The organism is Micromonospora sp. BL4, from assembly GCF_003667505.1.
GTDB lineage: Bacteria > Actinomycetota > Actinomycetes > Mycobacteriales > Micromonosporaceae > Micromonospora.
In genome coordinates this window covers 1-715 of sequence record NZ_RCVJ01000283.1, presented here as the reverse complement: position 1 = coordinate 715, position 715 = coordinate 1, and the positions used below count along the sequence as shown (strand labels likewise).

General features: G+C 79.0%; 1 protein-coding gene. It reads right to left on the bottom strand.

Annotated features, from left to right (window positions below; all coding sequences use genetic code 11):
* Window positions 1–190 precede the first annotated feature (190 nt).
* On the bottom strand, window positions 191–592 hold the full coding sequence (locus EAD89_RS30175; protein WP_121652118.1) for a hypothetical protein: 402 nt from the start codon (window positions 590–592) through the stop codon (window positions 191–193).
* Window positions 593–715 lie beyond the last annotated feature (123 nt).

Sequence of the window (715 nt, the reverse complement as noted above, 5' to 3'; positions counted from 1 at the left end):
GGCCGCCCGGGTCACGGGCGGCGCGCAGCGCCGGGTCGGGGCCGGTGGGCGGGTGGCGGCGTCCGCTCCCGCGTCGCGGTTTCCCCCGGTGCTCGTCAGCCATCGCCCGTCCCACGCTCGCAGGTCCTGCTCCGACGGTAGGCGGTACCAGGCGGCCCGACCGGCGGAACCGGGCAGGCCGGTGACCTGCTCAGGACCGGTCCGGGCCGGCGAATAGCCGGGCCAGGGCGGGCGGGTCGGTGACGGTCACCGTGGCCGCCGGGTGCCGGGGCCACCCCCAGGGCGTCAGGGCCGGCACCGGTACGCCGAAGCGGAGGCAGACGCCGCCGGCCGTGCTGCTGCCGAAGCTCACGCCGCCGTCGACCATCGACACGTGCGTGCCGATCGCCCGCCACCAGCGGTACGGGCCGCTCACCTCGACGCCAACCACGTTGTCGCGCGCGGTGCGCAACCGCCACGGTCCGTACCGGATGAGCAGTTCCCGGTCGGTGACGTCGACCCAGGCGGTTGCCGGCCGGACCCCCAGCAGCGCCAGGGCCGGGCGGAACGCCGGGTCGAAGCGGAACGGGAACCGGGGCGCGGGGCCGGTCATCCCGCACCGGGCCGGATGGTGGGTCGCGGCACCGGGCCACCCGGCCGCAGCGGGCCGGGCCGCGCGGGCCGGGGTCGGGCGGCGGGCCGGCGCCGGGCCAGGACGGTCATGGCGCGGGCGTAC